Here is a 20,020-nt window from a genome sequence, read left to right on the forward strand (position 1 = left end):
GGCATCGTCACGATACTTTGGCGGTCACCGGCCGGTGCGAACATCATCCGGCCGGTGACGGAAACCGGGCTCAGTGAACGCGGACCACGATCTCGGAGTGACCCACCCGGATGACGTCGCCGTCGGCCAGCTGCCACTCCTGAACCGGGGCGTTGTTGACGGTGGTGCCGTTGGTCGAGTTCAGATCCGAGAGCAGCGCGGTGTGCCCGTCCCAGCGGATCTCGAGGTGCCGGCGCGAGACACCGGTGTCGGGCAGCCGGAACTGCGCGTCCTGTCCGCGGCCGATGACGTTGGCGCCTTCGCGCAGCTGGTAGGTGCGGCCGCTGCCGTCGTCGAGCTGGAGCGTGACGTTCGCGCCGGCGGCACCGTAGCCACCGCCGCCGTACCCGCCCGGCTGGCCGTACTCGGGCTCGGCGTAGCCGGCGCCTGCGCCTGCGCCGCCGCCGTAACCCGGCTCGCCGTAGCCACCCGGGGCCGGGGCGTAACCCTGGTCGGCCGGGGCCTGGCCGTAACCCTGGTCGGGCTGGGCGTAGCCGCCCTGCTGCGGCTGGCCATAGTTCTGCTCGCCGTAGCCGCCCTGGCCGGAAGGCTGGCCGTAGCTCGGCTGGCCGTAGTTCTGCTGGGGCTGGCCGGCCGGTTGACCGTAGCCCTGGTCGGGCTGGTGACCGTAGCCCTGGTCGGGCTGGCCGTAGCCGCCTTGCTGCGGCTGGCCGTACCCGCCCTGCTGTCCGTAACCCTGGTCGGGCTGCTGGCCGTAGCCACCTTGCTGCGGCTGGCCGTAGCCACCCTGCTGTCCGTAACCCTGGTCGGGCTGCTGGCCGTAGTTCTGCTGTCCGTAACCCTGGTCGGGCTGGCCGTAACCCTGCTGCGGGCCGACCGGTGGCGGTCCGGGGGGACCACCCTGGGGTCCACCGAAGCCGCCCTGGCCGTACCCGGACGGGCCGGCGCCGTAACCGGCCTGGTCACCCTGCTGTCCATAGCCGCCCTGCGGACCGTAACCGGGGCCGCCCTGGCCGGCCGGCTGTCCGTAGCCGCCTTGCTGCTGTCCGTAAGCCTGCGGGGGCTGGCCATAGCCCTGGTTCGGGTCCTGCGGGTACTGCTGACCGCGCTGCTCGTCGGGCTGCCGTCCGTAGTCGTACTCGTCGCCTGGCTGGCCCTGTCCCTGGCCGGGGCGGTGGGTCGGGTTGTCAGTCATCGTTGGTACTCCTGGTTCTGCGGTGTGCACGCGGTCGCTGGGTGCCGGCCGCGGTGGCCCGGCGGTTGAGTCGGGGTTGACCGCGCCGTGGACGCGGAATTGGCCGGTATGAAGGCCAGGTGACGGCTCAAACCTGACGACCACCTCACCATACGTTTGCCATCCCCGCTCATGGACGAATCCCTCAAGGTGTTTGGCAAAAGCACTGGGTGTGAGGTCAGGATCGGCGTTCACCTTCTCGAAATCGGTGTAACTGAGCGTAATGACGTAATCGTTCGGTGCCAAAATACGGCCGCCGCCGACATCATGGGCACCGGACTCGGCTTCTCGCTGAAGCGCGGCCTCGACTTCCGGGGGTGCGATCGACCCCCCGAAGACGCGGGCAAAAGCGTCTCCGACCGTGGTCTCGAGCTTGCGCTCGAACCGGTCGACCAGACCCATGTCCCCCTGCCTTCGCTTCTTCTCGATGGTCCAGATGTGATGTGCGCAATAACTGCGCACCGCACTGTTACGCATGTTATCGGCCTGACCTTGTAATACGTGACCAACAGAATCGTGAGAATTCGAAAGCTGCTGGTCAAGAGGTGGCGAGCCGGCACGCGGTCCCTCCGATCGCGCCATTTCGCGCTGTCTGAGGGTCCAGCCGGACAGAAGCCGGGTGGTCAGCGGCGGATTTGGAGCCGGGGGTAGGGGTGGTGATACTCTCTCCCAGTTGTTTGGGGCGAGTGGCGGAATGGCAGACGCGCTGGCTTCAGGTGCCAGTGTCCTTCGGGACGTGGGGGTTCAAGTCCCCCTTCGCCCACTCAACAAAAGCCGTGAATCCGGTTCGGATTCGCGGCTTTTGCATTTGGTCGAGCGCCGCTGCGAGCCCGTGCGGGCGGATCGGCCCGGAATTCGCGCAAAGCACTCATAGATGGCCGGCTGTTCTGGGCAAGAGGGTGGCCTGCCGGACGGTGCCGATGGATAGGATCGCGCCATGAAGGGTTCGGTCACCGTGCACATGAACGCCGGCGCCGATCAGGTCTGGAACTTGATCGCCGACATTCACAACACCCCGAAATACTCGCCGGAAGTGTTCGAGTCCGAATGGCTGGACGGTGCCGACGGACCGGCACTCGGCGCGCGATTCCGCGGCCACGTCAAGCGCAACGAGATCGGGCCGATCTACTGGACGACGTGCCGCGTCACTGCTTGCGAACCCGGGCGCGAGTTCGGTTTCGCGGTGCTGGCCGGCGACAAGGCGGTCAACAATTGGCACTACGCCCTTGCGCCCGCCGGTGATGGCACGGACGTCACCGAATCGTTCTGGATGACGCCCGGCCTGCTCGACACCGTGTTCGGCATTTTCGGTGGCCAGTTGCGCACCCGGCGCAACATCCGGGACATGACGACCACGCTCAACCGGATCAAGGCCGAGGTCGAGGCCGTCTGATACCCATGTGTTCACCGCGGTTCAGTTTGGTCTGACGCCGTGAACACCCTGCTCCGTCTGCGGTATGACGACGGAGCCACCCGCAGCATGATGCGCACCGCCGGTGCCGACCCATAGGGTTCGGCGATGACTGCATTCGCCTGCCGGCAGAGCCTGGCCGCGGTCGTCGCCGCACCGCGAACTCGATTCCAGCGCAACGTAATTGGCAATCCGACCTGGGCGGACAGGATCGCCGCGGTTCGGGTGCGCCGATCCCCCGCCGCACTTGTGCCCGCCATGTATCGCGGCCGCCCCGACTTGCTGTTCGAGGAAGCGGCGACCGAGCGCGAGATGTATCGGCTGTAGAGCCCTGGGGTTCGGGGGCCGTCGCCGGCGCGGCGTAGCTCAAGTGACCACATGGTAATATCGGCCGGGTCCCGGTGAGAACACCGTGTGGGAGGAAGCCATGTCCATTCGTAATGCCGTGATGGATCTCGTCCAGCGCCGCACCCTGCTGCCCGAGCGACTCGATGCCGCACTGGCCGGTCCGGGCCGCGACGTCAGCGACCTGACCATCGTCGTGACCGGCGCCTCGGCGGGTATCGGGCGGCAGGCAGTCATCCAGCTCAGCGCCCGCGGCGCCACCGTCATCGCCGTCGCCCGCCGCGAAGACGAACTCCGAACACTCGCCGCCGAAACTGGATGCTCCTGGCGCACTTGCGATCTCGCCGATCAGGACGCCACCGCCCGGCTGCTGACCGACCTCGCCGAGGAACGCGTGGATGTGCTGGTGAACAACGCCGGCCACTCGATCCGCCGCAGTATCGCCGACGCCACCGACCGGCTGCACGACTACCAGCGCACGATGGCGCTCAACTACCTGGCAGCGGTCCAGCTGAGCCTGGGCCTGTTGCCGGGCATGATCGAGCGGGGCCGGGGGCAGATCATCAACGTCTGCACCTGGGGCCTGCACGCCAACACGTTTCCGCGCTTCTCCGCGTACGCCGCCTCCAAGAGCGCGTTGGCGATCTTCGGCCGCAGCCTGGGTGCCGAGCGGCCGCACCGCGGCATCACCGCCACCAACGTGTACTTCCCGCTGGTCCGCACCGAGATGATCGCGCCCACAGCCGAATACGAGGATGCGCCGGCATTGTCGGCGGACGAAGCGGGCCGCTGGATCGTGCGCGCGGTCACCCATCAGCCGGTGGAGGTCAGTCCCGCGGTGCTACGGGCGGTCCTGCCGACGATCGACTACCTCTCGCCCGCTGCGGCTGACCGCGCGATCGCGGCGCTCACCTGATGAACATCTCCCGCGCGTTGTCGCGCGTCGTCATCGACGGTGTGCTGCCGCTGATCGACAGCCGGATCCCGGCCTCGCGCCAACCATTCGACGCCCCTGAGATCCTCAAGCCCCACGATCTCTCGCGGGCCTGGGGCGTGACGCATTTCGGCGTCTTCGTGCCGGACCTGCCGGATCCGTACCGCTACGTGAACACCATGACACTGCTGGGTGCGTCAGGCGCCGAGCTGTTCGATCTCGACCACCTGGCGGCGCCCGATGCGCGCGATACCGCCACGGTCTTCTCCTCGACGGCGCACGCGGACCAGCGGTTCTATCGGGCGTATGACATGCACACCGACTGTTGGTTCACCGCCGACGGCCGCCGGCTGCGCTGGGCCGAGGATCTGGCCATCAATGTCGCGCTGCCGCACGTCGTCGTCCGAGGCCGCTACCCCCAGTTCGGCGTCGACCTGAAACTCGAAGTCACGGAACAGGTTTCATACTTCGTGAAGTCGCCCGTCTACGACCACCTGAGCCTGCTCGCCCCCTACACCGGTACCGTCGACGGGGTGCGGGTAAGTGGTCTCGGCACCTTCGAATACGCGAGAATCCGCACGCACCAAGCACTTACGCGTCGGCCGATACCAGCCCGACTCAAGCTGCCGCTGGACTTCTTCACCTACCAGATCATCAACCTCGACGAGCGCACCCAGGTGCTGTTGACCGACGTCCGCGCCCGCGGCCGGACCGCGTGCAAATTGGCTCACGTGCGCGTGCTCGGCGGTGAGACCGAGGTGTACTCCGACGTGCATTTCGCGGTCACCGAATACGGCGAGCCCCTCGTCGACGATCGTGGAAACACGATGCGACGGCCCCGCAAGTTCAAGTGGTCGGTGCGTGATGGCGACCGGGAAATCCTGGCCCTGATCGGCACCGTCGACGCGCCGTGGCGCCACGGCCACGGGCCGGGATACGCCGCCGCGTACACCTATACCGGTACCTGGGGTACCGGATCGGTCTCGGGCAGTGCGTATCTCGAGTGGATCGACGTTCAGCCGGACTGATCCGGCCCGTTCGTCCCGGGCAACGGTCAACCCTGGGCAGAGGTGCCGGGCACCTGATTAGGCTGTCCCGATGACCACGCGCCCCGTCAGCGGCAGAACCGGCACCAAGGGTGTGCCGCGCGGTGAGCGCGAGCAGCTGATCGTCGAGGCCGCGATCGCCGAATTCAGCCGCGCGACGTACGCGGGTGCGTCCCTGGCGGCCATCGCTGCGCAGGCCGACGTCTCCAAGACTCTGATCATCAGTTACTTCGGGTCCAAAGAGGCGGTGTACGCCGCCTGCGTCACCAAGATCGGCACCGAGATCGAGCAGGCCGTCGCCGACGCGCTCAAGTCCCCCGACCACCTGGCCGGCGCCGGCGCCGCAGCCGGCGAACCGGTGCTGGCCGCGATCTTCACGACGTTCGAGGGACATCCGGGCGACTGGCACGTGTTGTTCGACCGGTCGGTCCCCAACGGCCCGGCGCGGGATGCGGCACGCGAGCAGCGGACGATCTTGCGCCAGCAGGCGTTCGCGGGTGTGTCGCGGTCCCTCGGAGGTGTCGGCCTGACCGATCCCGTCGACCTGGTCGCGGCCACGGGCGTGTGGGAACACATGGTGTCGGCGCTGATGTTGTTCTGGCGCAATCATCCCGACGAGCCCGCCGCCGAGATGGTGGCGCGCGCCCACCGCGTCTTGGCGGCCATGGCCGGGCAGACGCTCGAAAGCGCGACGGATTAGTTCACGATCCGTCCGTCGACGCCCTCCGCCAGCAATCTCCGGGGCGGCTCGGTTCCGTCGAGGAGCCGGGTGACGCGTTTGACGATCTGCCAGCCATGCGCCGTCCCGGCGGCGCGACGGAGGTGGAAGTGGCTGACGCCGGCGCGGATGGCTTCGTAAGTCGTTGTGCGCTTGAGTAATAGCGTCGATTCGCACACCGCCACGGCGTCGTCACCGTGGATCGTGACGACGGCGGGACTCAAAAAGTGCGTGCATCCGGTGGTGATGAAGTCCTGATGACCGCGCGAGCGCACCATCGAGGCGACGTCGTCGCGGCCCGTCATGATCCAGTTCTCGACGTCGTACACGCCGTCCGGTGCCCACATCGCGGCAACGGCCTCTGCCTCGCCGGCGTCGACGAGCGGCCCGTAGGAGGCGATCATCCGCTCGATGGCGCGTTCGTCTTCGATGCGTCGCAGACGGGCTTCGAGCTCGGCGAGCCGCTGTTCGGTCATCGTTGCTCCGTGGCGGGCAGATTTGCCAGGTCCGCCAGGGCGCCGAGTTGTTCGCAGCAGTGCGCCGCGGATCGGGAAGAGATCACGCACGTGACGGACGTCGCGCCGACGTCTTCGAGCGCGCCGAGTTCGTCGAGGGTCCGTTGTGGTGCACCCATCGGATCCAGCGGCGGCGTCGCGAGCACAACGTCGAAAGGATCCGGAAGGTCCACGGCAGCAAGCATTGTCGAGATCTCTGTTGATGAGAGGCCGAAGGGCATCCAGCCGTCCCCGAGTTCGACGGCGCGGCGCAGCGACCGGCGGGTCCGGCCGCCCACCCAGACGGGTACCCGCGGCTGCAACGCGCAGGGGTCCATCACGACGGAGTTGTATGCGTAGTACTCACCTTGGTGCACTGGGTGATTGGTCGCCAACGCGTCACGCAGCGCGCACATCGCTTCGTCTGCCCGGGCGCCACGGTCGTCCCACGCCGCGTCCAGCAGGTCGAATTCCTCGCGGAGTGAGCCGACACCCACACCCAGGATCAGCCGTCCACCGCTGACCTGGTCCAGCGTGCCGTAGCGCTTGGCGATCTCCAGCGGATGGTGGTAGCCCAGTACCAGCACCGAGGTCGCCAACCGGATCCGCGACGTGCGTCCGGCGATGAAAGCCAAGGTGGCCAACGGATCCCAGTACGTGGAGCCCCGGGTCGCCGCGACATCAGTCGGCACGACGACATGTTCGGAGCAGGTCAGGAAGTCGATGCCGAGCAGGTCGGCGACGGCGGCGATCTCGCCGATCTCCGCGGCGCCGGCAGTCGCTTCCCACGTCGACGCGGTGGCGGGAACCTGGATGACCACCGGCGTCTGTAGTCCTATCCGCATGCACGCGCCCTTCCGTCGTGGCGCCTGGATCGGATACCCTCGGACGCAGAAAACTAAAATGAATTTTAGATATGGAGTGGGGACTTGTCTAGCGTGGACGCACTGCAGTTGCAGCAATACGGGCCGTGGGCCGTCATCGCGGGTGGCTCGGAAGGTGTCGGAGCCGAGTTCGCGGCGCTGCTGGCGGAGGCCGGCATCAACCTGGTGTTGATCGCGCGTAAACCGGAGCCGCTCCAGGCCACCGCCACCCGCTGTCGCGAGTACGGCGTGACCGTGCGCGCACTCACCGTCGACCTGACCACCGACGCCAGTGTCGATCAGATCAGCAGTGCCACAGCCGATCTGGAGGTCGGACTCCTCATCTACAACGCCGGCGCCAACACCCACAGCGCGGAGTTCCTCGACGGCGACCTCGCCGCCTTTCAGCGGGTCATCGACCTGAACGTCACCACGCCACTGCGACTGGTCCACCACTTCGGAGCACCGATGCGGGATCGGGGCCGAGGCGGGTTGATGTTGGTCGGATCGCTGAGCGGCCACCTCGGATCAGCGCGGCACACCGTGTACGGCGGTGTGAAGGCATTCAGCCGCATCTACGCCGAGGGTCTCTGGCTGGAGCTGCGCGAACACAACGTGCACGTGCTCGAGCTCGTCCTCGGCCTCACCAGGACACCCGCGATGGAGCGGGTGGGCCTCAACTTCGACATCCCCGGGATGCCTGCCTCCGATCCGGCTGACGTCGCGCGCGAAGGCCTCGCGAATCTCGCCAACGGACCGGTGCACATCGTCTCGATGCACGCCGACAACCCCACGGTCCACCCCACCGGTGATCGCAGCAAGGTGCTGTTGGCGTCCCACGCGATGATCCAGAAGATGTTGCAGGGCACGCCTGCCGGACCGCCGGCATAACCATGCCCCGCGCACCACTGGACCGGGAACCGGCGACTCCGAGAACTCCCGCACAGATCGACCGCTGCGACCGCATCCTTGCCACCGCAGCGCGCCTCGGGGCGCGCCACGGACTGGAGGAAGTCCGGATGCAGGATGTGGCGGACCAGGCCGAGGTTTCCATCACCACCGTCTATCGCTACTACCCCACCAAGCATCATCTGTTCGCGGCGCTGCTGTTTCACCTCACCCAGACCGCCGCACCGCCGGGCCCGACGACGGGGCACGCGGTCGCCGATGTCACCGAGTTCATGGCGGGCATCATCCGGAACATGCTGGCCCGTCCGCAGTTGGCCCGCGCGATGATCACGTCGGTCAATGCCCGGCGCGCCGAGTCGACGGCCCGCGGCGACTACAACCTGCGGCGGAACATCTTCGGTGTCGCGGGGATCGCGGCGCCCACGGCCGACCAGACCCAGATCGCGCTGCTGCTCGAGCAGTGCGCGTACGGCATCCTGTCGTGGGCCATCACCGGGGAGACGACGCCCGAGCAAGCCGAGCGCGACATGCGCCGCGCCTGCGAACTGCTGCTGGCGCCTTGGCGCAAGCGGCCCCGAACCCGACGAAGCGAGAGCGACCAATGACGGCCCACATCACCTTGAGTACCGGCGATCAGGCCTACGCCATCGAGGCCATCAAGCGCACCTTCGCCCGCCGGCTGCGGTGCATGGACACCAAGCAGTGGGAGATCTATCCGACGCTGCACACCGACGACGTCATATCCGAAACCTGGGATGGCCTGCCCGACAACAACAATTGGACACCCAAGCCCGGTAGTCAGAACCGCGTCGTCGGCAAGGAACCACTGACGCGGGCCATTCGGTCACTGCTCGACGGCGGCACCACCGTCACGACCGTCCACCATGGCCATACTCCCGAGATCGAGCTGACCGGCGACACCACCGCCACCGGCATCTGGGCCATGGAGGACCAGCTGTGGTGGACCAACGGCGGTGCCGAGGAACATCTGCACGGCTACGGCCACTATCACGAGCAGTACCGCTGCGAAGACGGCCAGTGGCTGATCAGCTACCGCAAGCTGACGCGGCTGCGGGTCGACACCACACCGCATTTCTTCGACTTCCTCAAGCGGCGGTAGCGCGCTCACTTGCGCTGACTGGCGGCGTACTCCTCGGGGCGGTTCGTCTTCATCCACGCGCGCACGGGCCAGAACAGAACCCACAGGACTCCGTACCCGGCGGCGTAGATGGCCGCGCACAGTGGCGCCGCGATCAGCCATCCCGGGTAGATCAGCAGCAGGCAGAACTGCAGAAACTGTTTGACGCCAACGGGATAGCCATCGGCCATCGAGAAGAACGTCTTCGGGTGCATCGCGTTCAGCAGGGCACGCCAGGCGGAGGTCTTGTCGTCCTCCGGGGCCTCGACCTGAGTAACGGCGGTCTGGTCGGGTTGGGTCATGAAAGGGCTCCTTGATGAGGGATGTCAGAGGGTCAGGCAGGGCTTGGCGCCGTCGTACACACCGCGGCGGTAGGCATCGACGCGTTCGGTCCCTTGGCCGTGGTGTTCGACGTCACCGCCGTCGGTGCGGTAGAGCAGCAGTGCGGCGACGGCCTTGTCCAGGTCACCTGGCGACAGGCTGTATCTGCTGTCGGGGCGGTTGTGCAGCAGGATGCTGGCAGCCCAGGAACCGGCCAAACAGTCTGCGCGCAACGATGTTTGCTTACTGTCCTGCGGCTGACCCATTCGCATCAGCGCCGCCAGGCCGTACTGCGTTGCGATGAGCGTCGCCACCGAGAAATCGCCGCCGCTGTCATAGATGTCGGGCATCGTCTTGACGTTGTCGAAGCCGACATAGTCGTCGTCGACGCAGTAGTACAGCACCGAGCCCTTCATCGACTTGCCGCCGCAGTCGGGCGCCTGGTCCGGATCGATCTTGCGCGGCGCCTTCAGCGGGGTCCAGTCGTATTTGCCGTCGGTCAGCTCGGGGATCAGCTGAGTGAAGTAGTCCTCGAGATCTGCTGGGACACCTTCGATTATCGCGTCATACGGGGCGTCGCCCCCGGCCGCCTGATCGGCGGCGTTGTTGAACGGCAGCTCGACCACCACCGGGTCGCCGTTGCGGTAGTCCGCGCAGACTTTCGGACCCTTGTCGAATCCGGTGCGGAACGAGTTCACCCGGTCGAACCCGCTGCCGTGCGCACTCAGATCGTGTTTGGCGGTGCCGGGCTCGTCGCGCAGGAACAGGAAACCGGCGAGGGCATTGTCCAGATCGTCGGCACTGGGGTTGTACGTGTCTTTGGCGTGCGCGGCCCACGCCCCGGCAAAGCAGTCGGCCTGGATTTCCTTGGTGACGGTCTCGCCCTGGAAGTTCGCACGGGCCTGGATCGCATGGCCCCACTCGTGGGCCAGCACGACCGGAATTACGAAGTCACCGAACTTCTTTCGCAGGTCGGGCAGCAGCCCGGTGGCGTCCCAGGCGACGTCGTCGCCCTTGGAGCAGTAGAACGCATTGCCGGCGACGTCCGCCGGTGAGTCCGCGCACGGCGGCACCGGGCCCTTCTTCGGGTCCACGCCGTAGAAGCCGCCCTCGACCGGTGTGTAGTCCTTCTTGTACAGCTTGGGAAACTCGCTCTGCCAGTAGGTTTGAATTTCGCCGATGGCTTGGGCGACGAGCTTGTTCACGGGATCCGAGGTGTCGCCGTGGATCTCGACGGGCGGGGCCAGCTGCTTCGTCGACGACGACGGCCCCGCCTGTGGTTTCAGCTGCTTGTCACCGCAGCCGGCGACGACGAGGGTGCACGCCGCCAGTAGCGCGGATGCCCGCCAGAGTGCCCGGTGCATTCCCATCGGTTACGACGTGGGCTTGTCGTCGACTTTGAACCCGTAGTTCACGTCGGAGCCGTCGACCTTGTTGACGGTGACCGTGACGCCGTACGTCTGGCCGCTGTCTTTGAGTTCGCAACGCAGCGTGGCGCCGGGCGTGCCTTTCAGGTTTTCCGGGCAGGTCAACGATTCGGGTTTGGTGCCGAACTGCTGACTCAGCTCCTCGCTGATCTGGTTGGCGACCTGCGCCTTGTCGATGGTCTGGATCATGTCGAACTTGACGTTGTCACCTTCGATGCTGGTGACCGTGACGTTGACGGTGCTGGTCTTGTCGCCGACCTTCATGGTGCAGTTGACCTCGGCGCCCTTCTGGCCCGCGAGATTCTCGGGGCAGGTCACCGAATCGGCCTTCTTGCCGTCGGCCCCGGTCATCTTGGTGATGATCTGGCTCTCGACGTCTTTCTTGCTCACCGACGGTGTCCCGCTGGAGCAGGCAGCGGCGCCGAATACGGCAACCGTGATCGCGGATGCCAGAACGAGCCTCTGACACGTCGTGTTGGTCATGTCGCCAACCCCTTCCGAGTTCGGGCGCCAGCCACCGGCGCCGCACTTATCAAGCGGACGGCAAAAGTTAGCGCCGCGATATTGGAATCCGGTTGGAATTCCGTGCAGGTCCGGCTGGTGACCGCCGCGTTCCAACCGCGTGCGTCGCGGGGTTCAACGGAATTCCAATCGGGCGTCCATATCGTGACGCCGAGGACGTGACCGACGTCCGTCGTCTACCCCTGAGGAGTCACGATGCAGATGTCGCATCGGCCTGTCATCGCCATCGCCGCCGCGGTCTGCCTGAGCATCACGCTGGGCGCTTGCGGAGGCGGTGACAAGAACAAGAGCTCGACCAGCTCCAGTTCCAGCTCGTCGAGTTCGAGCAGTAGCTCGAGTGCGACGTCGTCGACGAAGGCGGCGCCGAAGCTGAAGCCGCGCAAGGCCGAGGAGTCCGGCACGAACCCCACGATCGCCGACTACATCAAGGAAGAGAAGATTCAGGAGACGTCGATCCATCCTGGGGATCCGGGTGCTCCCGCGGTGGACATCGAGCGCCCGACGGGCTGGGACAGCGCCGGCGAGGACACGCCTGATTATGCGTACGGCGCCCTCGTCTACACCGGACCCGGCGCGCAGAGCACCGACTACACGGCGAACATCGTCGCGTTGGTGTCGCGCCTGGACGGTCCGGTGGATCCGGACAAGCTGCTCAAGCTCGCCGGCGGCGAGGTGAAGAACCTCCCCGGTTTCGAGTCCGTCGGTGAGGAAGCGGGTACCTCGGCCGGCTTCCCGGCGTTCCGTATCGCCGGCACGTACAACCTGAAGAGCGGCGGCAAGGCCGCGTTCGGGCAGGAGACGGTGGTCTTCAAGGGGCCCGACGGCCTGTACGTGCTGCAGATCAACGCGACCAGCGACGAGAGCCAGGGCCACGAGCTGTTCGAGGCGCTGGACGCAGTGGACAAATCGTTGAAGATCACCTTCTGACGAAATGGCAACGGCGCCACCCCGAAGTAAGGCGTATCTGCTCAAGAGCCGAACCAACACCTGGTGGGTGAACGTCGAACTGGAGCTGACGGACACCCAGGTGCGGTGCCTTGCGTCCGAGTATTCGAAGTGGGTCGACGACCAGTTGGGCCTGACCGACTACAAGGCGAAACTGTCGGCAGGCGAGGAGGTGGTGATCTTCGACTTCCCACGCGACGCGGTGACGGTCACCTGGTTACGCCAGTTGTACCGGGGCGGCTGTGAGGTCAGCCGGGGGAACTCTCGCAAATGGGTTGTCTCCCTGGTGTATCCGTCCGGGTTCGGCAGTGTGCTGGACCTGATGACGGACCGGGCGATCTGGCGCCAGTGGCGTGAGGAGCTGCCCGACCGGACCGTGAAATCCTGACCTACACGGGCTCGACCGACTGGGCCGCCAGCCGCTGCGCGATGCCACGGGCGAAGGCTTGTTCGCCCGTGGCATCCGCCAGGCGGCTCGCCCGGTGCACCAGTGCGTGGGCGCTGTCGGGCCGGCCCTGGTGCAACTCGATATCGGAGAGCAGGCACAGGAACATCGTGTTCATGACGGTGGTGCCATCGCAGGTGTATTCGTCGAACGCCTGGAAGGCGACTGCCGCGTCCCCGTCGCCGGAGCCGATGACCTGCGCCCAGACCCGGACGATGCGCGCGCACGCAGCCCATTGCGGGCTGCCCGCCGCGGTGAACTCGACGTCGACCTGATCGGCGAGTTCGACGATGCCGTCGGTGACACCGAGGACCGCCGCACATTCGACGTAGGTCAGCCGCGCGGCCAGGATGTTGAACACATCGCCGCGGCTCTGCGCGAGATGCAGTGCGCGGCGGTGGTATTCGTGCATCGCGTCCGAGTCGCCGCGGACGGCCTCGGCGATGGCCATCCAGCAGTAGACGCGGGGATGGAAGAAGTGCAGCGGATCGGTGACCGTCTCGGGCGGCGGAAAGTTGTCCATCATGTGCAGGCCGGTGCTGATCAGCATGTCGGTATTGCCGCGCAGGGTGTACAGCAGGATATGCACGAAGTCGTTGACGAGACCGATCACCGCATCACCGGACTTGTCGTACTGGTCTTGCAGGCCGATGGCGATGATCTCGACCTCGTCGATGCGGCCGTGCGCGCACAGCAGCATGGACTGCAGTGCGATGGCGCCATAGAAGTTGCGGCCCTTGACTTCCTGGCCGATCTCGAAAGCCCGCTGGACGGCCGCCGCGGCCGACTCGCTGGCCTGCCCCTCGAGGATGTTCTTCGCGCCCGCGAGATGCAGCCACAGGGTGGCCTGCCGGTCCAGGTGTTCGGGTTTGGCCGGCAGCCGGTCGCCGATCTGCAAGGCATGCTCGGCCAGCCCGGCGACGTCGTGGTACGCCGAACGGTTCAGGGCCCGCTGGATGGCGACCTCGAGAATGCCAAGGGCGACATCAGGATTCAGCTCGGCACCGGCCCGCCAGGCATGGTCGGCCGTCGCGATGACGTGTTCGTACGCGGCCGTCGGCAGCGTGGCCGTCCGGGTGGTGGCGATCGCGGCGTGGACGCTGGTGCGATCGGTGGTCGCGAGCTGTGCGATGAGCGCGTCGCGCACCAGGCCGTGGCTGAACCGGTAAGCGCCCGGGCGCGTGGGCAGTTCGTCGAGCAGGCCGGTCTGATACGCCGGGCGCAGCCGGCTCTGCACCGTCGAGACCGACAGGTCGACGATGTCCGCCAGGTCGGCGACGTTGAATTCGGGCCCGACGACAGCGGCCGCGCAGAGCACCCGACGGCACGGCCGGTCCAGTACGCCGAGGCGCCGGCCGACGATGCCGACCACCGCGTCCGACAGCGCGGGATGGCCGCGTTGCGGGGCGCCGTCGGTGTCCAGCGCCCGCGCGAGTTCCTTGATGTAGAACGGGTTTCCGCCGGCCTGCTCCCAGACTTGCGCCGAGACGGCCGGCGGGATCGCGCTATCGGCCACCGCGTCGACGAGGTGTGCGGCGGCCGCGCAGTCGATGCCGTCCAGATGGAGCGTGACGGTGTCGTTCGACCGGACGATGCGTTCGAACGACGACCGGTTCATGGGTCGGTCGGCCCCGAAGAACGTCCAGTTACCGACGACCTGGATGGGGATGCGCGGGAATTCTTCGGCGAGCAGGACGAGCGTGTTGATCGACGCGGGATCCGCCCGCTGCAGATCGTCGATGACGAGCACCAGCGGGGCGATACTCGACAGCTCGCGCAGCGCCGACACGATTCTCTCGACCAAGGCGAATCCCGTTGGCGCGAACCGGCTGCCGGCGTTGAGGTCGTCGTCACCGTGCCATTCGGGCACCAGGGCGTTGACCACGCCGGGGGCCTCCCGCAGCACGGCCTTGCGGCCGGCGGTGCCGAGCTCGCCGCCCAGTTGGCGCAGTAATTGGATCCAGGTCCACAGCAGCGGCAGCTTCACCCCGCTCGGGTGGCCGGCCCAGGCCACCGCGATACCCGCGGCGCGGGCGCGGTCGACGGCGGCCTGCGCCAAAGTCGTCTTCCCGATGCCGCTGTCGCCGGTCACGAGCGTCACGCCGCCGGCGCCGCCCGCGGCTCGACGCACCGCCGCGGTCACGGCACCCAGCTCGGTGTCCCGGCCGACGAACGGGGGCGGTGCCGCCGGATCGGGATCGGGGTTCAGCACGTGCGGTGCCGGTGCGACGCGCAGTTCCGCGGCCCCGTCGCGGATCTTCTCGAAGAGGGTCTGCAGGCCTTCGCCGGGCCGCGCGCCGACCTCGCGGTCGAGGGTCGTGCAGGCCCGCTCGAAGGCCTGGATGGCGTCGGCGGTGCGGTTGGACCGGTGCAGGGCAAGCATCAGATGGCCCCACAACCGTTCCTGCAGCGGGTGTTCCGCCAGGGCCGCCTCGATCTCGGGTACCAATTCGCCGCCGCCCCCGAGTTGCAGCGCGGCATCGAAGCGGGCCTCGATAGCAGTGGTCCGCAGGGCTGCGAAGCGGATGGCCTCGGGTGCGGCGAACTCGTGATAAGCGAACTCGCCGAACGGATCTCCGTGCCAGAGCGCCAGCGCCTCGGTCAGCATCTCGACGGCGGCCCCGGCCGAATGGCGGATCAGCGCCGTCCGGCCTTTCGAGACAAGGTTTTCGAAGCGGAGCAGATCGATGGAATCGCCGGCGAGCAGGTTCAACTGGTAGCCGTGGGGATGGGAGGAGAGCCGTTGGCTCTGGCTGTCGGCCCGGCGGGTCTCGGCGGTCTGGTCATGCCCCAATTCGGCGCCCGGGTCGAGGACGCGACGGAGGTTGGCCACATAGGAGCGCACCGAGGCCAGTGCCTTCGGGGGTGGTTCGTCGCCCCAGACGGCGTCGATCAGGCGGTCGATGCTGACCACCGTGCCGTGATTGGCCACTAGCACAGCCAGTACGCACCGCTGCTTCGGTCCGCCGAGCGCCGCCGGCGTGCCGTCGACCCGGGCGGCTACTGCACCCGAGAGGTAGTACTGGACCATTTCCCCCGATTCACAGCAAATTCAGAACTGGGGAGACGATACATCCGCGCGTGACCTGCGGCATCCCAGATGAGCCTGTCAATCTGCTGGCGGGTTGGTCAGTTCAGAGAATTTCCGGTTCGCGCTTGCGGCCGGCCCGGCCCGCGATCCCGAACCCGGTGCCCACCAGCAGGAACGGGGCGCCGATGATGCCGAGCAGGGTGGGTAGGAACCAGACCTGCCAATAGGTGTTGATCGTGGCGTCATGCGGGTTGTCGGGGCGGTACCGGACGTCGACATGCTCGCCGAGCTTGGCCGGTGGCGGATTGGTGCTGATCGAGCCGAGGAAGCGGATGTGGGTGCCTGCGGCCGTGGCGAATTCGACGCGCGCCCGGTAGCGCGGGCTACTGCCGCCGCCGCTGGGTACCAACTCGACGACAGTGCCGTCGGCGTGACTGTCGGACGAATTCGATTGGGCGACAAACGCTGCGCAGACACCGGCCGCGACGGCCAATGACAACCCGACCGCCAGGAACGCTTTCGCCAGGACCGGTGCGACGGATTTCTTGGGTACGTCGGCGCCGAGTTCTGTCGCGATGGTTGCCGCCGGGTCGGAAGACCTGGCACGGGTGCGGTGCTTGCGCAGTAGCGCAACGAGAACGGCGATATCCACGATCACGATGACGGCGACCAGCACCACGATGTACTCGACGCGCATGGCCCCTCCGGAAATGTCGGCACGGAGAGGGTAGGACGGCGCGATTGGAATCCGCTTGGCGCCGGGGCGGCCGAAGACACCCGTGAGGGTTGTGTACGCGTATCTCGGGTTCCGCGTACACAACCCTCACAGGGTTGGGAATCAAGCCTCTGTCTGTCCCAAAGTCACGGCCGCGGTGTGCTCTGCGCCGGACGGGTCGGCGTAGGTCAAGGTGACGCTGTCACCGGGAGCCTTGGACCGGATCGCCGCGACGAGCGCCTCAGGACCGTCGATCGGCTGATTGTCGACCTTGGTGATCACGGCGCCCTTGTCCAGGCCGGCCGCGGCGGCGGGACCGTCGGCGACGACCCCGGCCACTGCCGCGCCCTGGGCGCTGTTGGCGGCCAGCTTGACGCCCAGCGAGGCGTGCTGGACGGTACCGGTCGAAATCAGTTGGTCGGCGATGCGCTTGGCCTGATCGACCGGGATGGCGAAGCCGAGTCCGATCGAGCCGGGCTGGGAGCCACCGGAATCCGGGCCACCACCGAGTGATGCGATCGCCGAGTTCACGCCGATCAAATTGCCGTTCATGTCGACGAGCGCGCCACCGGAGTTGCCGGGGTTGATCGCAGCGTCGGTCTGGATGGCGCTCATCACGGACTGCTGTCCGGTCTGCTCGTCACCGGTGCTCACCGGACGGTTCAGCGAACTGATGATGCCGGTGGTCACGGTGCCTTGCAGGCCCAGCGGCGAGCCGACGGCCACGACGTTCTGTCCGACGCGCAGGTCCTTCGAGGATCCGATGCTGATCGGCGTCAGGTCGGACACGCCCTGGGCCTTGACCACCGCGATGTCGTCGGCCGGATCGGCGCCCACCACGGTGAAGGGCACCGTGCGGCCGTCGGACAGCGTGACGGTGGCCTTGGTCTGACCGCCGCCGGTCATGCCGCGAGGCAGGCCGCCACCGGGGCTCAGGCTGCGGGGCAGCGCATCCTGTTCCGCAGCAGTCTGATTGGCCTCGGCGACCACATGGTTGTTGGTCAGGATCAGGCCGTCCGCGGTGAGGACGATGCCCGACCCCTCCCCGCCCTGCTGGCCGGTCTGGACCTGCAGTTTCACGACGCTCGGCAACACCTTGGCCGACACCGCCTCGACGGAACCGGCCGGCGCCGGTGCGGCCGCGACAGCCGCCGGCACCGTGCGGTTCTGAACCCCTGCGGCGAGCGGAACCTGCGCCGTCGGCGCCATGCTGCCGTAGTGGTCGACCGCGGCCATGGTGCCTGCCGCGCCTGCCGCGATGGCTACCGCGGCGACGCCGAAGGCCAGCAGGCCGGAGCGGGATCGCTTAGCTGGCGCCGGCGGTACGGGTGCGGCGGGGTACTGCTGCGGCGCCGCGTACGGAGTTCGCAGCGGCTGGGTGTACTCGTCGGAAGCGTGGTGGCGACGGTAACGGTCGTTGCTCCACTGGACGAGTTTCTCCTGTTCAGCGGCATACTGCCGCGACCAGAGGTGCTGGTTGTCCGGAGTCGGCTGTTCTGACGGGTGTCTCATTGGCGTTGACTACTTTCTCGAAACGTCGGTAAGACATGCGTGCTCGCGCTTGATGTCTCCACCGTGCCGTCGCCAACTGAGGCGTTGCTGAGAAAGAGTTCGGGACAGCCAAAGACTTTTCAGATCACTTGAGCGCCGTCGTGGGCCGGTGGCGGGTCCAGGTCAGGGTGTGGCCGTCGTTGATCGCCGTTCCGTGAACCCCTGCTGAACTTCGGCCCTGATTCTGGTGTCGGACTCGCGGAACGGGCCGTGCTGAGCCACGATCGACGGGTGCGTCCGACCCGACTGACCGCCGCCGGTGAAATCCCGGACACGGGCATCGCCGACGACTTGTCGACGACCATGACCATCGCCGAGCAGTACGACTGGCATCAGCGGTACCTGCGCCGGCACCGCGTATCGCGACGGAATTTTCTGCGTGGATCGGCGGCCGCCGCTGCGGTGGCGGCCCTGGGACTGGCGCCGTTCGGGCGCCGCGCCTACGCACAGGACGCGCCGCTGAGCGTGGCCAACCGACGCGTCGGCTTCGGCGGTGACGCCACCGAACAGCTCCGGCTGGCCGCGCAGCTGTCGCGAAATCCCGGCAGCACCAGGGTCTTCGTCGACCACGGTCCCACCGATCAGCTGGGTGCAACCATCGAAGCCGAGGTCCGCAACCTCGTCACGCAGATCCCCACCAGCGACCGCGGCGTGCTGGCGGCCGAGCAGTTCTACGCCCATGTCCCGGTCGACGGTCTGCCCGGCGGCACCGCGCACTTCTACCGGTGGCGCACCGAGGACGGCTTCGTCAGCGACGTGCGGTCGGCGAAGACGGCGATGCCGAGCGTGCGAAAGGCGTTGGCGCCGTTCCGGTTCACCATGATGGGCGACCAGGGCACCGACGACATCCCGCGTCAGCCGGCCGGGCTGAAGCGCGGCGACTACGACGACAGCTACTACAAACCGGACAACGAGCCCGACGTCCCGCACACCGCCAACGTGTTCAACCAGATCATCGCGTCCAACCCCGAATTCCACCTACTGGCCGGAGATATCGCCTACGCCGACCCGTCCGGCGGTGGCAAGCCGCTGTCGTTCGTGCCGTCCGGGGGCAAGGCCGCGCACGGCTTCGACAAGTACAACCCGTTCGTCTGGGACGTCTACTTGAGCTCGATCGAGGCCAGCGCGGCGAGCACGCCGTGGATGTTCGCGACCGGTAACCACGACATGGAGGCTTCGTATCCGAGTCACGGTTACGGCGGTCACCTGGCGCGCATGGATTTTCCGGACAACGGCCCGGCCGCCTGCCCGTCGGTCTATTCGTTCACGTACGGCAATGTCGCGGTGCTGTCGCTCGACGCCAACGACGTTAGCTTCGAAATCCGTTCCAACACCGGCTATTCCGACGGTACTCAGAACTCCTGGGTCGAGCGCACCCTGGCCGCGTACCGCGCTGACCCCGCTATCGATTTCATCGTCTGCTTCTTCCACCACTGCGCGTACTCGACCACCGACTCACACGCCAGCGACGGCGGCGTGCGGGCGGCGTGGTGCGAGCTGTTCGACCGCTATTCGGTTGATCTCGTGCTGCAGGGACACAACCACGTGTACGAGCGCACCGATCCGATCCGCGCCGACCGCCCCACCAAGGTCGCCGGAGACAACTCGACCGTCGAGGCGGAGACCGACGGCACCGTCTACTACACCGTGGGCTGCGCCGGCCGGCCGCGATACGGCTTCCAGCCAGGTGAGCCCGAGAGCTACCGCGGCCACGAAGCCCCCGACACCTTCGTCCCGAACAGCTACGTCTGGACGTCCGAGGGCAAGAAGAAAGCGGAGGCGGTCGGCTGGTCGCGGGTGCGTTTCCGCAACTACGCGTTCATCCGCGTCGACGTCCGGCCCGGACAGCTCCTGAGCGAGATGGACGTGACCGCGGTCGACGAACACGGCCGGGAATTCGACAAAGTCACCTATCGCCGCAGGGTGCGCGCGTAACCCGTGCATCAGCCGGTACGGCAGTCATGCCTGTCT

20 protein-coding genes and 1 tRNA gene are annotated in these 20,020 nt (G+C 67.1%); 12 read left to right on the forward strand and 9 right to left on the reverse strand.

From position 1 onward, the window contains the following. Positions 1–70: 70 nt before the first annotated feature. Entirely contained in the window at positions 71–1,636 is a 1,566-nt protein-coding gene (locus tag ACWW1C_RS00120) for a DUF3662 and FHA domain-containing protein (protein WP_455984487.1), read from the reverse strand. 278 nt (positions 1,637–1,914) lie between these two features. On the opposite strand from ACWW1C_RS00120, the gene ACWW1C_RS00125 reads away from it, so the two are divergent. The 6 genes from ACWW1C_RS00125 (at position 1,915) to ACWW1C_RS00150 (ending at position 5,670) form a co-directional block, all read left to right on the forward strand. Further along, positions 1,915–1,997, forward strand: a tRNA-Leu gene (locus ACWW1C_RS00125). 174 nt (positions 1,998–2,171) lie between these two features. Beyond that, positions 2,172–2,627, forward strand: a complete 456-nt coding sequence (locus tag ACWW1C_RS00130) for an SRPBCC family protein (RefSeq protein ID WP_455981534.1) — start codon at positions 2,172–2,174, stop codon at positions 2,625–2,627. Between the two features lie 126 nt (positions 2,628–2,753). Continuing rightward, the gene (locus tag ACWW1C_RS00135; RefSeq protein WP_455981535.1) at positions 2,754–2,972 is read left to right on the forward strand and encodes a hypothetical protein; all 219 of its coding nucleotides are present in this window, start codon (positions 2,754–2,756) and stop codon (positions 2,970–2,972) included. A 100-nt stretch (positions 2,973–3,072) separates the two neighbouring features. Beyond that, positions 3,073–3,906 (forward strand): SDR family NAD(P)-dependent oxidoreductase, encoded by an 834-nt coding sequence (locus ACWW1C_RS00140; RefSeq protein WP_455981536.1) that lies wholly within the window; start codon positions 3,073–3,075, stop codon positions 3,904–3,906. After that, positions 3,906–4,952, forward strand: a complete 1,047-nt coding sequence (locus ACWW1C_RS00145; protein ID WP_455981537.1) for a DUF6670 family protein — start codon at positions 3,906–3,908, stop codon at positions 4,950–4,952. The genes ACWW1C_RS00140 and ACWW1C_RS00145 overlap by 1 nt, the downstream gene beginning before the upstream one ends. Positions 4,953–5,064: 112 nt before the next feature. Continuing rightward, positions 5,065–5,670: a TetR/AcrR family transcriptional regulator gene (locus ACWW1C_RS00150; protein ID WP_455984488.1), complete on the forward strand. Its 606-nt coding sequence runs from the start codon at positions 5,065–5,067 to the stop codon at positions 5,668–5,670. On the opposite strand, the gene ACWW1C_RS00155 is transcribed toward ACWW1C_RS00150, so the two are convergent. Beyond that, positions 5,667–6,164 (reverse strand): nuclear transport factor 2 family protein, encoded by a 498-nt coding sequence (locus tag ACWW1C_RS00155; protein WP_455981538.1) that lies wholly within the window; start codon positions 6,162–6,164, stop codon positions 5,667–5,669. The genes ACWW1C_RS00150 and ACWW1C_RS00155 overlap by 4 nt on opposite strands. Further along, positions 6,161–7,027 (reverse strand): LLM class F420-dependent oxidoreductase, encoded by an 867-nt coding sequence (locus ACWW1C_RS00160; protein ID WP_455981539.1) that lies wholly within the window; start codon positions 7,025–7,027, stop codon positions 6,161–6,163. The genes ACWW1C_RS00155 and ACWW1C_RS00160 overlap by 4 nt, the downstream gene beginning before the upstream one ends. A gap of 84 nt (positions 7,028–7,111) precedes the next feature. Here ACWW1C_RS00160 and ACWW1C_RS00165 point away from each other — a divergent pair, with 84 nt between their 5' ends. The 3 genes from ACWW1C_RS00165 to ACWW1C_RS00175 are packed head-to-tail and all read left to right on the forward strand — an operon-like array spanning position 7,112 to position 9,074. Continuing rightward, the gene (locus ACWW1C_RS00165) at positions 7,112–7,936 is read left to right on the forward strand and encodes an SDR family NAD(P)-dependent oxidoreductase (RefSeq protein WP_455981540.1); all 825 of its coding nucleotides are present in this window, start codon (positions 7,112–7,114) and stop codon (positions 7,934–7,936) included. Between the two features lie 2 nt (positions 7,937–7,938). Beyond that, entirely contained in the window at positions 7,939–8,559 is a 621-nt protein-coding gene (locus tag ACWW1C_RS00170) for a TetR family transcriptional regulator (protein ID WP_455981541.1), read from the forward strand. Continuing rightward, entirely contained in the window at positions 8,556–9,074 is a 519-nt protein-coding gene (locus tag ACWW1C_RS00175) for a nuclear transport factor 2 family protein (RefSeq protein WP_455981542.1), read from the forward strand. Before ACWW1C_RS00170 ends, ACWW1C_RS00175 begins: the two co-directional genes overlap by 4 nt. A 5-nt stretch (positions 9,075–9,079) precedes the next feature. On the opposite strand, the gene ACWW1C_RS00180 is transcribed toward ACWW1C_RS00175, so the two are convergent. Genes ACWW1C_RS00180 through ACWW1C_RS00190 form a run of 3 tightly spaced genes read right to left on the reverse strand, consistent with a single transcriptional unit; the run spans position 9,080 to position 11,323 of the window. Then, on the reverse strand, positions 9,080–9,394 hold the full coding sequence (locus ACWW1C_RS00180) for a hypothetical protein (RefSeq protein ID WP_455981543.1): 315 nt from the start codon (positions 9,392–9,394) through the stop codon (positions 9,080–9,082). 24 nt (positions 9,395–9,418) lie between these two features. After that, the gene (locus ACWW1C_RS00185; RefSeq protein ID WP_455981544.1) at positions 9,419–10,777 is read right to left on the reverse strand and encodes a neutral zinc metallopeptidase; all 1,359 of its coding nucleotides are present in this window, start codon (positions 10,775–10,777) and stop codon (positions 9,419–9,421) included. Between the two features lie 9 nt (positions 10,778–10,786). Beyond that, entirely contained in the window at positions 10,787–11,323 is a 537-nt protein-coding gene (locus ACWW1C_RS00190) for an anti-apoptotic protein (protein ID WP_455981545.1), read from the reverse strand. A gap of 234 nt (positions 11,324–11,557) precedes the next feature. Between ACWW1C_RS00190 and ACWW1C_RS00195 the strand changes: the two genes are divergently transcribed. Together ACWW1C_RS00195 and ACWW1C_RS00200 are read left to right on the forward strand one after the other, a co-directional pair. Beyond that, complete coding sequence (locus ACWW1C_RS00195) at positions 11,558–12,289, forward strand: LpqN/LpqT family lipoprotein (RefSeq protein WP_455981546.1); 732 nt, start codon at positions 11,558–11,560, stop codon at positions 12,287–12,289. A 4-nt stretch (positions 12,290–12,293) separates the two neighbouring features. Continuing rightward, the gene (locus tag ACWW1C_RS00200; RefSeq protein ID WP_455981547.1) at positions 12,294–12,695 is read left to right on the forward strand and encodes a hypothetical protein; all 402 of its coding nucleotides are present in this window, start codon (positions 12,294–12,296) and stop codon (positions 12,693–12,695) included. A gap of 1 nt (position 12,696) precedes the next feature. Here the strand turns inward: ACWW1C_RS00200 and ACWW1C_RS00205 are convergent, their stop codons facing one another. The 3 genes from ACWW1C_RS00205 to ACWW1C_RS00215 form a co-directional block, all read right to left on the reverse strand. Further along, complete coding sequence (locus tag ACWW1C_RS00205; protein WP_455981548.1) at positions 12,697–15,783, reverse strand: BTAD domain-containing putative transcriptional regulator; 3,087 nt, start codon at positions 15,781–15,783, stop codon at positions 12,697–12,699. Between the two features lie 103 nt (positions 15,784–15,886). Continuing rightward, entirely contained in the window at positions 15,887–16,480 is a 594-nt protein-coding gene (locus ACWW1C_RS00210; RefSeq protein WP_455981549.1) for a DUF3592 domain-containing protein, read from the reverse strand. A 141-nt stretch (positions 16,481–16,621) separates the two neighbouring features. After that, the gene (locus ACWW1C_RS00215; protein ID WP_455984489.1) at positions 16,622–17,785 is read right to left on the reverse strand and encodes a S1C family serine protease; all 1,164 of its coding nucleotides are present in this window, start codon (positions 17,783–17,785) and stop codon (positions 16,622–16,624) included. Between the two features lie 567 nt (positions 17,786–18,352). Here ACWW1C_RS00215 and ACWW1C_RS00220 point away from each other — a divergent pair. Beyond that, positions 18,353–19,984 (forward strand): metallophosphoesterase, encoded by a 1,632-nt coding sequence (locus ACWW1C_RS00220; RefSeq protein ID WP_455984490.1) that lies wholly within the window; start codon positions 18,353–18,355, stop codon positions 19,982–19,984. Positions 19,985–20,020 lie beyond the last annotated feature (36 nt).

Source organism: Mycobacterium sp. HM-7 (assembly GCF_053852335.1).